General features: G+C 42.7%; 12 protein-coding genes. 3 read left to right on the top strand and 9 right to left on the bottom strand.

Annotated features, from left to right (window positions below; translation table 11 throughout):
• Positions 1-12 precede the first annotated feature (12 nt).
• From mbcS to refZ, 6 genes are all read right to left on the bottom strand, one after another.
• The gene (gene mbcS, locus TY16_RS23260) at positions 13-1,599 is read right to left on the bottom strand and encodes an acyl-CoA synthetase MbcS (RefSeq protein WP_043934097.1); all 1,587 of its coding nucleotides are present in this window, start codon (positions 1,597-1,599) and stop codon (positions 13-15) included.
• Positions 1,600-1,768: 169 nt separating this feature from the next.
• Positions 1,769-1,969, bottom strand: a complete 201-nt coding sequence (locus tag TY16_RS23255) for an alpha/beta-type small acid-soluble spore protein (protein ID WP_043934096.1) — start codon at positions 1,967-1,969, stop codon at positions 1,769-1,771.
• Between the two features lie 119 nt (positions 1,970-2,088).
• On the bottom strand, positions 2,089-3,297 hold the full coding sequence (gene thiI / locus TY16_RS23250; protein WP_043934095.1) for a tRNA uracil 4-sulfurtransferase ThiI: 1,209 nt from the start codon (positions 3,295-3,297) through the stop codon (positions 2,089-2,091).
• Entirely contained in the window at positions 3,298-4,440 is a 1,143-nt protein-coding gene (locus TY16_RS23245) for a cysteine desulfurase family protein (RefSeq protein ID WP_043934094.1), read from the bottom strand.
• Between the two features lie 324 nt (positions 4,441-4,764).
• Positions 4,765-6,456 (bottom strand): septation ring formation regulator EzrA, encoded by a 1,692-nt coding sequence (ezrA, locus tag TY16_RS23240; RefSeq protein WP_043934093.1) that lies wholly within the window; start codon positions 6,454-6,456, stop codon positions 4,765-4,767.
• 347 nt (positions 6,457-6,803) lie between these two features.
• Entirely contained in the window at positions 6,804-7,427 is a 624-nt protein-coding gene (refZ, locus tag TY16_RS23235) for a forespore capture DNA-binding protein RefZ (protein WP_043934092.1), read from the bottom strand.
• 161 nt (positions 7,428-7,588) lie between these two features.
• Here refZ and TY16_RS23230 point away from each other — a divergent pair, with 161 nt between their 5' ends.
• Positions 7,589-8,071 (top strand): GAF domain-containing protein, encoded by a 483-nt coding sequence (locus tag TY16_RS23230; protein ID WP_043934091.1) that lies wholly within the window; start codon positions 7,589-7,591, stop codon positions 8,069-8,071.
• Positions 8,072-8,111: 40 nt separating this feature from the next.
• On the opposite strand, the gene megL is transcribed toward TY16_RS23230, so the two are convergent.
• Both megL and TY16_RS25450 read right to left on the bottom strand, forming a co-directional pair.
• Positions 8,112-9,296, bottom strand: a complete 1,185-nt coding sequence (gene megL / locus TY16_RS23225; protein ID WP_043934090.1) for a methionine gamma-lyase — start codon at positions 9,294-9,296, stop codon at positions 8,112-8,114.
• A 344-nt stretch (positions 9,297-9,640) separates the two neighbouring features.
• Positions 9,641-10,984, bottom strand: a complete 1,344-nt coding sequence (locus TY16_RS25450; protein WP_052342841.1) for an RNA-guided endonuclease InsQ/TnpB family protein — start codon at positions 10,982-10,984, stop codon at positions 9,641-9,643.
• A gap of 247 nt (positions 10,985-11,231) precedes the next feature.
• On the opposite strand from TY16_RS25450, the gene TY16_RS23215 reads away from it, so the two are divergent.
• Together TY16_RS23215 and rpsD are read left to right on the top strand one after the other, a co-directional pair.
• Positions 11,232-12,083 (top strand): nuclease-related domain-containing protein, encoded by an 852-nt coding sequence (locus TY16_RS23215; RefSeq protein WP_331281072.1) that lies wholly within the window; start codon positions 11,232-11,234, stop codon positions 12,081-12,083.
• A 431-nt stretch (positions 12,084-12,514) separates the two neighbouring features.
• Positions 12,515-13,117: a 30S ribosomal protein S4 gene (gene rpsD, locus TY16_RS23210; RefSeq protein WP_043934088.1), complete on the top strand. Its 603-nt coding sequence runs from the start codon at positions 12,515-12,517 to the stop codon at positions 13,115-13,117.
• A 339-nt stretch (positions 13,118-13,456) separates the two neighbouring features.
• Here the strand turns inward: rpsD and TY16_RS26430 are convergent, their stop codons facing one another.
• Complete coding sequence (locus TY16_RS26430) at positions 13,457-13,633, bottom strand: DUF6954 family protein (protein WP_155922307.1); 177 nt, start codon at positions 13,631-13,633, stop codon at positions 13,457-13,459.
• Positions 13,634-13,722: the final 89 nt, after the last annotated feature.

Here is a 13,722-nt window from a genome sequence, read left to right as displayed (position 1 = left end):
ATCTAAGACCTGTTAGTGCCTTGTGGCCTTGTCAGCTTCCTTTTGCCTTAATTCGACCCGGCGGATTTTCCCCGAAGTTGTTTTTGGAAGCTCCTGAAGGAACTCAATCTTTCGCGGATATTTGTAAGGAGCCGTCAAAGTCTTAACATGTTCCTGCAGGTCCTTGACAAGGTTTTCCCTGTCAACAGTTGTTTCTTCCCTCAAAACAACAAACGCCTTTACAATGTTGCCCCTAATTTCGTCGGGGCTGGCAACAACCGCGCATTCTTTAACAAGCGGATGTTTGACAAGCGCATCCTCGACTTCAAACGGCCCGATTGTATAGCCGGAACTGATAATGATATCATCCCCACGTCCTTCAAACCAGAAATAGCCGTCCTCGTCCTTTTTCGCCTTATCCCCGGTAATATAATACTCGCCCCTGAATTGCATGGAGGTACGCTCAGGGTCTTTATAATATTTTTTAAATAGCGCCGGTGATTCTACGTGGACAGCAATGTCGCCAACTTCGCCCGCTTTGCATGGATTGCCAAATTCATCGATAATCTCAACGGTGTTTCCTGGTGTCGGCTTACCCATTGATCCTGGCCTTAACTCCATCTCCTTGGTAATTCCGACAAGCAGGGTATTTTCAGTCTGGCCGTAACCATCACGAACATCGACATTGAAGTATTTCTTAAATGTAGCGATAACTTCCCTGTTCAAGGGTTCTCCTGCCGAAACAGCGCTATGGAGATGCGCCAGCTTGAAATCTTGGAGATTCTCCGCTTTGGCCATGAGCCTGTATTCAGTCGGAGTACAGCACAGCACATTGATTTCATTGCCTTCAAGTAATTGCAAATACTTTACAGGTTCAAATTTACCATGATAAACAAAGCCTGTCGCACCCGAGCCCAGAACAGAGAGGAAAGGGCTCCAAATCCATTTCTGCCATCCCGGCCCCGCCGTCGCCCAAACTGTATCTGTTTCTTGAATACAGAGCCAATGGGGAGCAGCAGTTCTCAAATGGGCATAGGCCCAGCCATGGGTATGCACAACTCCCTTTGGATTTCCAGTTGTACCTGATGTATAAGAGAGGAATGCCATATCGTACTTCGTGGTATCAGCAAGTGCAAGTTCAGTGGATGCCAGTTCCATCTCCCTATCAAGGAATGCCCACCCTTCTGCTGGCTTGCCAACGATGAATTTAGCCATACCCTCATTTTGAATACCCGCGAATTCGTTTGCGAAAGGATAATAGCTGACAACAGCCTTCACATCACCATGGGATACCCTGTATTGAAGATCTTTCTCCCTTAGCATTTCGGAGCTTGGAATGACAGCAAGTCCGGTTTTTAGCGCTGCAAGATAAACGACATATGCTTCAATTAGCCTTGGGATTACGACAAGGACAACATCTCCTTTTTCAAGGCCGGCTGCTTTGAAGACGTTTCCTGCTTTGTTAACTCGTTCAGTTAATTGTTGGTATGTAACTTCCTTCTTTTCACCGGCCTCATTTTCCCAAATAAGTGCTTTTCTTGTGGGGTTTGCTACAGCAAATCGTTCGACCTCTGAAACCAGGTTGTACTTCAAAGGTGCAATTAAATCTTCACGTTTCATTACTTCCACTCCTTAAGTTCGCTTTCCCACCTCAATTATATATAATTTTTTAAAAATTAGGAATTTATTTTATCAGTACATTTAGGAAAGGAAAATAAAGGTCAAAATCTGTGGAACGCCAAAAAGGAGCGGTTTTACCCGCTCCCTGTAGCCATAGTATTTAATTTACTTACCTAGAGAAACCGCCGTTAAGTTGTTGCTGAGCCATAGAAACGAGGCGCTTAGTGATTTCACCACCTACAGATCCGTTAGCGCGAGAAGTAGTTTCTGCACCAAGGTTTACACCGAACTCAGACGCGATTTCTACTTTCATTTGTTGAAGAGCTTGCTCAGCTCCTGGTACTAGAAGATTGTTGTTGTTGTTTGCCATGTGATTTCACCTCCTTGTGAGTATATAATGTGTCATATCACATGGCTTCATTCAACAACATAATTGGTAATTGTTCTCATCGTTTTTGCAACGCTTAACTTATCTAGTACCACTTTTTTTTAAAAAAGATCATCCAGTTCATGCTCCTGCCTGCTGTAGCCAGGTGTAATCCTGATTGTTTCGGTTCCTTCAACCGCCCGCTCTACATAAGGGCCAAAATCGATAAAGCTTTCATAAAAGACAACCTTGTCTTTTTTCGGCTTTGTTTTTGGTGAGGCTGGGACAAATACGGTGCAGCAATCTTCATAAGGCAGGATGGAAATATCATATGTCCCTAATTCCTCTGCCAGCTTGATTATTTCTGTCTTATCCTCTGTAATCAGCGGACGAAGGATTGGTGTATTCGTTACATCATTGATTGCATACATACTTTCAAGCGTCTGGCTGGCAACCTGACCAAGGCTTTCCCCAGTTATAATTGCCAGTCCATCATTTCGTTCCCTGATTGCATCTGCAATTCTAAGCATAAACCGTCTTGTCGCTGTCATTGAATAGTTTTCCGGAATTTGAGCCCGGACCGCCTCCTGAAGCTCTGTAAAAGGCACAATATGGAGGACAATTTCTCCACTAACCTCTGCCAGTTTTTCAGCAAGGTCAATTACTTTTTGCCTTGCTCGTTCACTTGTGTACGGAGGGCTATGAAAATGGACAGCCTCAATCTGGACGCCGCGCTTCATCGCAAGGAAGCCTGCCACAGGGCTATCGATTCCTCCGGACAGCATCAGCATGGCTTTTCCCCCTGTTCCAAGCGGCAGCCCCCCGGCTCCTTGAATCGTTTCACATGACAAATAAGCTGCTTCATTTCTTATTTCAATTACAAGGTTTATGTCTGGTTTTTTTAACTGTACTTTTAGGCCAGGCAGATTTTTTAGCAAATATTCCCCGAATACCTGATTGATTCCATCTGTATCCAGCTCAAAACTCTTATCTGACCGTTTCCCGGTAACTTTGAAGGTTTTTCCTTCTTCAAACACAGATTTCAATAGGCCCAATGCAGCCACCTGCATGGCTGGAATATCTTTTTCTACGCGGATGGCCGGGCTGAACGACTGAATTCCGAAAACTTTTTTCAGCTTGAGCATGACCTCGCGGCTGTCTTCTCCATTTAAAAGTACGTACATTCTATCCCTGGACGCTTCAATTTTAATTGCAGGGTGCTCTGTCAGGGCAAGCTTAATGCTTCTTCTCAGCATGTCTACAAACTTGCCCCGGTTGCGCCCTTTTGTTGAAATTTCTCCATAGCGGATTAATATTCTGTCATAGTGCATCTATTTCAAAACCCTTCCCAATTCGTTTACTGTTTTTTGAATCGCCTCAAGTACAAACCTGGCTTCTTCTAAAGTATTTTCAAATGAGAGACTAATTCTCGCCGCACTTCCTGCCAGACTTTCTGGCACTCCCATTTCCAAAAGTGTTGTGCTTGCAGTTCTTTTCTTTGAAGAACATGCGCTTGTGGTCGAAATAAACACACCTTTTTCTTCTAGTGCATGGACAAACGTTTCAGATTTAATTCCCACTACGGAGAAATTAACAATATGGGGAGCAATACCCTCTGAAGGAGTATTGAGGACAATTCCTTCCATTTTGTCCAAACCCATTCTTATAGTTTCTTTAATTGTAATCAATGAATCCATTCTAGTTTTTTGTTTTTCCATGGACATCCGGAACGCTTTTGCCATGGCCACGATGCCAGCTGGATTTTCTGTTCCCCCACGCCGGCTGCCTTCCTGGCTTCCTCCGGCTAATAGCGATTCCAGCCTAAGTCCCTTTTTAACAAAAAGTCCGCCAGTTCCTTTTAAGCCATGAAATTTATGCGCAGAAAATGTATAAAGGCTTATTCCAGATTTGCTTAGGTCAAGAGGGACTTTCCCAGCCCCCTGGACACCATCGACATGAAAAAGGACTTTGGGGTAGTTCTTAAGCAAGGAACCAATTTCTTCTATAGGCTGAATGGTTCCAACCTCATTATTTATATGCATGACGGAAACGAGAATGGTTTCATCTGTAATCGCCTTCTCAATATCCTCGGGATTTACTCTTCCACTGTGGTCAACAGGGATAAAGGTAATCTTGAATCCATCCTTTTCGAGTTGAAGCAGAGGCTCCCTGACTGATGGATGTTCAATCGCCGTTGCAATTAAGTGCCTTCCCCGGTTCTTGTAGCCGTATGCGGCACCTTTAATAGCAAGATTATTGCTTTCTGTTCCGCCTGATGTAAAAACCACTTCTTCCGCTTCGCAGCCAAGCAGCCCGGCAATTTGTGCCCGCGCCTGGGTGATGAGACGTTCTACCCTGGCTCCCATTCCGTGCAGTGAAGAAGGATTCGCAAAAAAGTCTGATGCGACCTTCACATAGGAATCTACAACATCCGGATATGGTTTTGTTGTTGCACTGTTGTCAAAATAAATCATTGCGTTACCCTCCGGTATATTAGTGTCCCCTAAATTTTATCGATTCGATAACCCAAAAGTAGCATTATTCAATTTTGGGGGCAATTGAAAAGTGCAAACCTTGATGACAAGGGACATCCACTTATCCAATTGAAAAAGAGATGTGTTAACTCGAAAAAGAAAAGCGCTAGCGAATCGATGTTGACCTTTCGTAACGAGTAGACCGAAGTGAGCTAGGCGCTCCTCGAAAAAGCAAACCGCTTTTTCTTCGTGCGATGCTTATGCTATTTCTTGTGAAGCTAGACAGAAAAAGAACCGGGCTGATATGCCACGGTCCATTGACTATTATTGATCTACAGAAACAAAAGTTTCAATTTTTTTGATTGCTCCAGGGTCAATTTCTTCGATAGATGTAGCTGCCTGTTCGAGCGCAGCTTCATAATTAAATTCCCTGAATGACTTTTCCGCGTCCGAAAGGCCCTTGGCAACGGATGGATACTTACTCCGGTATCTGTTTCCATACTGGATAACCCGCTCGGCAAGAATGACGTTTTCAATCATTTCCTTGGTTGTTACAGCAAGCTTTTCTATTGTCAGCTCCGCGATTTCAAGATGCTGTTTGACAGCATCTATATCTAGCGGCTTTTCTTCAAGCTTCTGCCTGACATTGCGGATACTTTCATTGCCATCTTCCAACAAATACGTATACTGTTCAGGAAGACCAGGGATATTGCTTCTGGCCACCAATCTGGTAGTTTCGGAAATTTTCTTAATCAATTCCCTGACTGTTTCCCTAGCTTCCATTTCATCTTTTCTTAGGTCGCTCAATTTTTTTGCAAAAACCTCTTGTTCCTCACTGAATACTTGAAGCTCATCTTTCATTTCAGCCAATTCGGAGCTAATGACGGTTTGAGCCGTTTCATTCAGCTTGATTTTTTCTAGAAGGATATCATATCGTTTAACAATGTCGGCGAGTTTTTTCTCAAGCTTGCGCTGAGAAGCAAAATCCTTTTCATTCAAATGATATGTTTCCTGTATATGAGTAACTTCTGCTTTAACACTTTCATTTTTCTCGATTGCATGTTCCAGGGCATCCCCGGATTGATCCACATTTTGCTGAATATACAGTTTTGCCTTTACTTCGTTTTCGAGGAGATCCATTAGTCTATCAATACGGATTTTTAATTCCTCAATTCCGTGCTCAGCTTTTTCAATCTCGACGTTTTCCAGCATGGAAAGAAAGCCTTCAAGTTCTTTTTCCATCTCGGCAAGTTCTGAATCTATTTCGAGATGGTCAAGACAATATCCGTTTGAGACCATATCCCGGTAACCGTCAGCCAGTTCATTTACCTGGGATGGCAGCAAGGATTGGCATTCAATCAGCAGCTGAGGGGCCCGCTCCATCTTATTCCCCATGTCCTCTAGCAGCTGCCGGAGGCTAAGGACGGTTTCTCTAGCCTGAAGATAATCACCATTATTTGTTTTCTCCTCAAACTCGGTGAATTTTAAAGCTGCCTCTTCAAGTATTTCTTCCAGTCTTTTTTCAGCTCTGCCAAAGCTGTGCCGATGTGCGAGCAGGGTCTTTTTCGATTCCCTGTAAATTTCCCGAAGTTCTTCAATCTCACCCCGGTTCTTCTCCTCGCTTCCTATCAGCTCATTTAGCTCAGACAGAATTCTCTTAATTTCTTCTTCGGTCGCTTCGAGAACCGCCGTTATTTCACGCTGAACTTCCTTTGCTTTTCCAAAGCGGTACTTATCTATGTATTCCTCACCATCGAAAAGCATTTCTTCCACTTCAGGAAGCTTGACAGTGACAATCTCATCCCATTCATTGCGCCAGCGTTCAAACAATTCTTCCGTCTGGCCTGTCATGTTCAGCTGCTTGACCCTGGACATCTCCGCCAGGACAGGCCTATCCATAATATCAAGCTTCCAGGCTTCAAGCCTGTCTATCTCTTTAAAGTGTTTCCTTTTAATAAAATAACCTATAATAAACAATGCAATCGCAAGGAAAATAACTCCAATAATAATTTCCATAATATCCCCCTGTTTCATAAATCAAAGACAGATACTTACTTATGTAAAAGTGCAATTATACGTAATTTAATGCCTTTATGATACCATGGAAGCGACATTTTTTGACGTGGAATTTCATTTTTTTTCAAAAAACTTGGCTTTTTTAGTTGAAAAAGCGCATTTTCGCCTCTTATGGCTAAAATGCGCTCATTAAGAGCTATGTTCATTCAACTACATTGACGATGGAAATGCAAATGATTTACGAGGCAAATATATGATGTTTTCTGTTCTTGCGGGTGGAAGTACAACTTAAACCAGACCTAACAAAAAACATCCGGGATAATTTCCCGGAGTTTGCTTATTCTATATTAAATTGCAATGGTTGCTTTATCTGTTACGAGGAGAGAACCATCCACCCAATCGAAAAGCTGATCCAGGTATTTGTCTGCAAAATAACGTTCATGAGGAAAAACATGGAGAACTTCGGTAATATAATGAGGATTTAAAAATGGCATCGTCAACAGCCCTTTTATTTGAATGATTGCATAGGGAACCGCCAGTTTCCGGAAAGCGCCATCCTTCATTCCCCCTTCGAGAATTACCTGAAAATAATACTTTTCTTTTTGGTAATACGTAGACATGATTTCCCTGACTGTCTGCGAATCAAGCGACATTTCCCTTACAATGAAGCGGGACATCTGGGTGTTGGCACATTGGAAATACATCAGGTTTTCCATTACTTTTTTAAGGCACACACTGGCGCCAAACTCGAGCAGGGACATCGCCTCCTCAATTTGAGCAAGGTATAGCTCGAAATAAGTAGTTAAGCAGTATTCCAGCAGCCCATGTTTGTTATCAAAATAATACGCAATGTTTGCCGGATTAACACCGGCCTTGGCTGCGATGTCGCGAATTGATGTACCTGCAAATCCTTTTGTATTAAAAAGTGACACAGCGGCAAGAACAATGGCTTCCTTTTTGTTTTTCCTCATGACAAGCCTCCCCTGTGCCCCGATTTTGACAAAGGAACACTCTTGTATAGTTTCTCTCTTTCCTCTTAATTTCCTTTTAAAAAATATCGACAGTTTCTGCCCAAGATGTACAATATCTGATAAAATTGTTTAAATAGCTCTACGAAGAAAGGGGAATGAGAATGTTTAATGTCGAAATGTACAAAGGCAGTCGAGAAGAAAATTACAACCTTGTCATAAAGCAATTACAAGCTTTGCTTGAAGGGGAGAAAAACGCAATTGCCAATTTAAGCAATGCCTCCTCCCTACTAAATCAATTCCTTGACCGCATCAATTGGGTCGGATTTTATCTGGTTGATGGGGATAGCGAACTGGTACTCGGGCCATTTCAGGGACTCCCTGCCTGCGTAAGAATTCCTTTTGGCAGAGGGGTTTGCGGCACCTCGGCAGTAAAACTGGAAACAGTCCGCGTGGAAGATGTACATTTGTTCCCTGGTCACATTGCCTGCGATGCCGCCTCGCAATCGGAAATTGTCGTACCACTGATTAAGGACGGCAAGCTAATTGGGGTTCTTGACATTGATTCTCCAGAGAAAAACAGATTCGATGCACTCGACCAGGAAAAGCTGGAAGAGTTTGCAGCTGTATTAGTAAAATATCAATAGGAGAAAAGCCGGGACAATAGCAGTTGTCCGGCTTTTTTTCTTATAGTTTTTCCAGCGCCTGCTCAAGGTCATTTTTGATATCAACCCATGCCTCGAGCCCAACGGATAGCCTGATCAGATTGTAGCTGATCCCCATCCTTAACCGTTCATCTTCCGGTACAGCTGAATGAGTCATTGTTGCAGGATGCTGTGCGAGTGTTTCGGCATCCCCTAAAGAGACGGCAATTTTTATCAATTTCAGCTCATCAAGAAATCTTTGGGCTGTCTCCTTTGTTCCTTCAATTTCAAATGAAATGAGAGCACCTGGTTTCTTCATTTGTTTTTTTGCAATATGGTAATCTTCATGTTCCGGATCTCCCGGATAAAAAATCTTGGAAACCTTAGGATGTTTTTTTAAATAAGCAAAAATATGCTCTGTATTCTCACAATGCCGGTCCATCCTTACAGCAAGAGTCTTAATGCCCCTGAGCAAAAGCCATGCATCAAACGGCGACATGACGCCTCCAACATCCTTCTGTGCCGACATGGCTACCTTTTTCATAAAATCGGCTTTTCCTGCCGCGACACCCGCAATAACATCGCCATGTCCACAAATGTATTTTGTCGCACTATGAAGCGTTACATCACAGCCCAACGCTAGCGGGTTTTGCAGATACGGCGAGGAAAATGTATTGTCAACAACAACTGGAATACCTTTGGCGTTTGCGACGTTGGCAACCATTTCAAGATCAACAAGCTTCATTGTTGGATTGATGGGCGTTTCTATAAAGATGCAGGTTGTATTCGGCTGAATCGCTTGTTCAACTTGGTTGGCATTATCCATAGGCGAGAAACTGTGAGTGACCCCGAACCGATCCTGCATTAGTTGCAAGAGGCCGAATGTGCAGCCATATACTCCTGGAGAACACAAAATATGGTCTCCCGATTTTACAATAGAAAATAGAATCGCAGATACGGCAGCCATACCGGAGGAAAAGGCCAGTGCCGCTTCGGCTCCCTCAAGCTCCGCAATCCTTTTTTCAAGAATGCTAATGGTTGGGTTTCCCAATCGCGTGTAAATATAGCCATCCTCATTTCCCGCAAATCTTTTTTCTCCCTGTACCGCATCGTCAAAAACAAATGTCGAAGTCTGAAAAAGTGGCGGCACAAGACTGCCATGATGGTCCTTTGGCTCATAACCTGAATGAATCATCCTTGTTTCAAGCTGTAATTCTTTCTCGTCCATGTTTTTCTCCCCCTTTAACCTTTGAAAACGCTTACATATTATACTTCCAGCATATGATATCCCCTCCAATTTTGAAAGCAAAAACATGCGGACAAAATTATTTACTAGCGCTACTGGGATAACGAGGAATGGTTTTTTATAATAGACTTGTACTTATTTTTCTATTGAAAAGGGAGTGTCCCATGAGTGAACTACCCACCACTTAATTTCTACGAAATTTGAAGTGGGGGCTTCCAAAGGCTTTCACCTTTTTCTTTTATTGCTAGGTCATCCACAAGACTAATGCCTCATGTCACTAGCCTTGAATTCGTGGCGTCCCTGCCACTACTGAAAATGGATACAGCCTATACGGGCACTGGTACCCCAGCCATAAACCCTAAATCCGACAGTATCCTGATTCCGTACTGTTTTAGATTTCTGGCCGCATTATAGTCTCGATCCATTTTTGTGCGGCAATGCTCGCACACATACACTCTCTCTGAGAGTTTTACGGTTTCCTTTTTTGAATTGCATTCACTGCATTGTTTTGTGGAAGGAAAGAATTTATCTGCGAAGATAAGATGCTTTCCTTTTTTCTTCGCTTTATACTCCAACATGGTTCGGAACATGCCAAACCCGTTGTCATGCAATTTCTTGCCCAGGGACAGGCATTGTGCCAAATTGCTCAAATCCAGGTCTTCCACCACAATAGCGGCATAATCATTGGTTATCTGATTGCTTCTTTTGTGGAGAAAATCTTTCCGCTGGTTTTTTGCCTTGGCCATGGTTTTTTGATAGTTCTTAAGCGTGTTTTGATAAGTAGTTGAGTAAAGAATCCTGCCCTCTGAATCGACCAGGGCTTTATTCCTTTTCCTGGCCAATGACTTGTTCAACCGTCTTTGGCGCTTTTCAATGATCTTATGGTACCTGGGATACCCGGCTTTACGCCCCTGGCTATCGACGTATAAATCTGTTTGGCTATAATCCAGAGCCAGCACTTCATCATCCTTGATGTTACTCCGCAAAGGCTCTTGTTTCATTGGAAAATCCACAGACAAAGAAACCATATAGCGATTACCTTCCCGTTTAATGGTCGCCTTCTTGATAACCGCTTCTTTAGGTAACTCACGATGCATGGCAATCGGGATTCCATTACGAAACTTCGGGATACATAGCAGGGATTGGTCGTTACGTTGGACGATTTTAATATTTCCATTCGTTTGATTGGTGGTGTAGCTGAACTTTCCTTGCTTCTTGCTGTGGAATTTGGGGAGGCCTTTCATGTCTCGCAGAGTCGGAACATAACCAGTCGTTCGCATCTTTTTCCGGACCGCTTTTTTGTACTGCATCGACTTTTTGGCGAATCCATCATTATATTTCTTTACCGCAGCCTGAAAACGGATTTTCGCATCATTGTAAACAAACGAATCGTTGGATTTATCGAGAAATTCATATTTCTGAGTGATGGTGGTGTAGTTAGGCGTTTTGTATTGAATATAGCCGCCTTGAAACCCAATTTCCCCCAAATGTTCGTAGAGCCTAGCTACATACTCGTTGTATACCTTTCGTTCGCATCCGAAAGAGCGTTCTAATACTTGTCTATCTTCTTTAGAGGGAAAAATTGCATAACGAAAGCCATACGTAACCCAACCTTCAGGCAGCTCTTTTTTGGTACCTTTTATATAGTTTCCATTCTTGTCGGTAGCCATCTTTTCACCTCACTTGTCCATGGTTGAGCGAAACTACTATATAAGAATATTTTACCAAATAGAACATATGTTTGTCTCGTCTTAGTATATATATTTTTAAGCATTTTCTTTACTTTCGCAAAACAGAAAAACACCCACCATTCATCCCCCACCTAAAATTTTTCGGATTTTTGAGGAAGGGGACTTCTGGCTAAAATTCGTTAAAAAAATTAGGGCCAAATCCAGAGAACTGCGAATCCTCCGCTATGTGGACAGACGGATGGAATTGCCAGAAGCCTTCAAACAGCAATATAGCAACCTGAAAAAGGGCTATGAAGGAGAGTTGATGTTTGATGAGCGAACTGAATTGCTTACCTGTGACTGTATTATTTTGAATGATTTATTACTGCAATTTAACGGCAGGACATTTCAAATCGACACATTGATTATTTTTCCAAACGGGATTATCCTCTTTGAGGTGAAGAATTTTGAAGGAGAATTTTTTTATCAAGACGAAAAATTATTTATAAAGCCGCATACGGAAGTTTCTGATCCCCTGCTTCAATTAAGCAGGTGCGAGACCTTAATAAGGCAGCTCTTGAAAAGCATAGGTTTCAATATGCAAGTGGACGGCTCTGTTGTCTTCATCAACCCCGAATTCACCTTATACAATGCACCTCTCGATAAACCCATCATTCTTCCCACCCCTCTCAACCGTCATCTTAAAAAACTTGATACAAACACTTGCAAGCTCAGCGGATACCATTCGTTACTCGCAGATAAGCTAAACTCAATGCATATGGAAAAATCCACTTTTGAACAGCTCCCCGCTTATACATTTGAACAGGTTCGACCCGGAATGGTTTGCAAAACGTGTGATTCATTTGATGTTTACGTGGAGGGGAAGAAATTAATATGCAAAAAATGCGCCCATGCTGAGAATGTTGAGGATGCTGTTATGGGTCACGTGGAGGAGTTTAAGCTTCTATTTCCGGATGAGAAGGTTACAACCATCCTAATGCATAAGTGGTGCGGGATATTGTCCATGAAATGGATAAAGGGGATTCTCGAAAGAAATTTAAAGATCGTTAAATTAAGTAGATGGTCTTATTTTGAGTAGCAAATTTTTAAGGTAATTGCTTCTTTAAATCTATTGAAGACCCAATCAGGTTTTCTAGCTCATAGAATCGCCAGGATGTTATATTGACGACCGGACACCACTTTTTCCGGCTCACAAGGGCGTCAAGAAGCTCATTATTATACCGGCCCTCTAACAAGAATCCACGGTTTAGTGCAAATCCCCTTGACTAATAGTTAACAAAAGTTATATAATACTCTTTGTGTAAAATATTGCAGCCTGAATGAACCCTTTATGGCTCGCATTTTGTTCCTCACTTAAGCGGACGCATCAATGTGCCCATGGCAATAAGTGATGGTGCATCTTGTAACCCTATGCTGCTGGGGCGAAGGTGCATGAAAACAAAATGGCCCATACTGATGATTCATACGGTTTTTATTTTACCAAAATAAAAACACGAGGAGGAGTCAATTATGGCTCGTTATACCGGCCCAAGCTGGAAACTGTCCCGCCGTCTAGGTGTATCCCTTAGCGGAACAGGTAAAGAAATAGAAAAGCGTCCTTACGCTCCAGGTCCCCATGGACCAAACCAACGCAAGAAGCTTTCCGAATACGGATTGCAATTACAGGAGAAGCAAAAGCTTCGCCACATGTATGGTGTAAACGAGCGCCAGTTCCGCACACTGTTTGACAAAGCAGGCAAAATGGCAGGCGTTCACGGCGAGAACTTCATGATTCTTCTTGAATCCCGCCTTGACAACGTTGTTTACCGCCTTGGTCTTGCTCGCACTCGCCGTGCAGCACGCCAGTTGGTAAACCACGGCCACATCCTTGTTGATGGTTCACGCGTTGATATTCCATCATACCGCGTTGCTCCTGGCCAAACAATCAGCCTTCGTGAAAAGTCTCGCAACCTTGATGTTGTAAAGGAATCTCTTGATGTGAACAGCTTTGTTCCAGATTACCTGACTTTCGATGCTGACAAGCTTGAAGGAACATTCACTCGCCTACCAGAGCGTTCTGAACTTCCTGCTGAAATCAACGAAACTCTTATCGTTGAATTCTACAGCCGTTAATAATCCGGCAACAGCCGAAAGAGACCCGGTCCAACCATTGGACCGGGTCTTTTTTTATTTGGCTCTGTTATTAGTCATTGTTGATTTTCGTGCAGGTATAAGAATTTATAGGAGGAGAATTTCCGTCTAATGTAAAAAGTGGATGCTTAAAAAGAAGATGTAAGCGGAGATTTCCGTTTAAGCTGCTCTATATAAGACCAAAATCCAACGATTGGGATAAAACAGACGGAAAAACTCCGCTTATTTTTAGGGAAATTTCGGTATTTCCCAATATAAACGGAATTCTTCCGCTTATTTTAAAACACAATGAAAATCAACATTCAAATATAATAGAGCCTTTTATTTAAATCCAAATCGTTTATATAAGAAACCAAGCAGGACGTATAAAGCCAACACGATCAACGCAGTAATCAGCCGCTCCGTCCATACCCCGTCTGCCATGAGCACTGGGCCAAGCCCAAAAAACGTCAGAAGGCCCAACAGAACAAAAAAAACAAGATGCACCAGCCATTTCATTGGTTCATCACTCCTTTCTAAAATAGACGAAGACTGCCTGTCCCCAGTTTCTCTTGATTACCCCTCATCTGAAGAACAAAAGCGCAAGC

Source organism: Bacillus sp. EB01 (assembly GCF_000613125.1).
Classification (GTDB): Bacteria; Bacillota; Bacilli; order Bacillales; family Cytobacillaceae; genus Bacillus_D.
This window is presented reverse-complemented; position numbering and strand designations above follow the sequence as displayed.

What these genes read in the sequence shown, in the direction of transcription:
- mbcS (WP_043934097.1), bottom strand. Translation starts at nt 1,599, where the DNA reads ATGAAACGTGAAGATTTAATTGCACCTTTGAAGTACAACCTGGTTTCA.
- TY16_RS23255 (WP_043934096.1), bottom strand. Translation starts at nt 1,969, where the DNA reads ATGGCAAACAACAACAACAATCTTCTAGTACCAGGAGCTGAGCAAGCT.
- thiI (WP_043934095.1), bottom strand. Translation starts at nt 3,297, where the DNA reads ATGCACTATGACAGAATATTAATCCGCTATGGAGAAATTTCAACAAAA.
- TY16_RS23245 (WP_043934094.1), bottom strand. Translation starts at nt 4,440, where the DNA reads ATGATTTATTTTGACAACAGTGCAACAACAAAACCATATCCGGATGTT.
- ezrA (WP_043934093.1), bottom strand. Translation starts at nt 6,456, where the DNA reads ATGGAAATTATTATTGGAGTTATTTTCCTTGCGATTGCATTGTTTATT.
- refZ (WP_043934092.1), bottom strand. Translation starts at nt 7,427, where the DNA reads ATGAGGAAAAACAAAAAGGAAGCCATTGTTCTTGCCGCTGTGTCACTT.
- TY16_RS23230 (WP_043934091.1), top strand. Translation starts at nt 7,589, where the DNA reads ATGTTTAATGTCGAAATGTACAAAGGCAGTCGAGAAGAAAATTACAAC.
- megL (WP_043934090.1), bottom strand. Translation starts at nt 9,296, where the DNA reads ATGGACGAGAAAGAATTACAGCTTGAAACAAGGATGATTCATTCAGGT.
- TY16_RS25450 (WP_052342841.1), bottom strand. Translation starts at nt 10,984, where the DNA reads ATGGCTACCGACAAGAATGGAAACTATATAAAAGGTACCAAAAAAGAG.
- rpsD (WP_043934088.1), top strand. Translation starts at nt 12,515, where the DNA reads ATGGCTCGTTATACCGGCCCAAGCTGGAAACTGTCCCGCCGTCTAGGT.
- TY16_RS26430 (WP_155922307.1), bottom strand. Translation starts at nt 13,633, where the DNA reads ATGAAATGGCTGGTGCATCTTGTTTTTTTTGTTCTGTTGGGCCTTCTG.